This is a genomic window from Photobacterium sp. R1 (genome assembly GCF_054600795.1).
In genome coordinates, this window is the sequence record NZ_BAAHZP010000205.1 from 1 (window position 1) to 369 (window position 369).

Sequence of the window (369 nt, forward strand, 5' to 3'; positions counted from 1 at the left end):
TGAGCTGCCTATGGATGTGGTACGGGTAGCGATACCGCTGGTGATTTATTTCTTGATCATGTTTTTTGCCAGCTTCTTTATCGGCAAGAAAATGGGCTTACCTTACGATCAGAATACCTCGATTGCTTTCACCTCATCTGGCAATAATTTTGAACTGGCCATTGCGGTGTCGATTGCGGTTTTTGGTCTGAATTCTGATCAGGCTTTTGTTGGTGTGATTGGCCCGCTGGTGGAAGTGCCGGTTCTGATTGCTCTGGTGAATGTGGCGCTGAAAATGAAGCGTAAGTATTACCTGGCCTAGTTGCGGATCCAGTACATCATGACGCTCCGTCCAATCTGATGTGTGTAGTGGCACAGCAAAGGTGAGTT

General features: G+C 47.2%; 1 protein-coding gene. It reads left to right on the forward strand.

Annotated elements, in window-relative coordinates; all coding sequences use genetic code 11:
• Positions 1-301, forward strand: a 301-nt coding sequence (locus ACYP03_RS24685; RefSeq protein WP_459782481.1) for an arsenic resistance protein, incomplete at its 5' end; no start/stop codon positions are given.
• Positions 302-369: the final 68 nt, after the last annotated feature.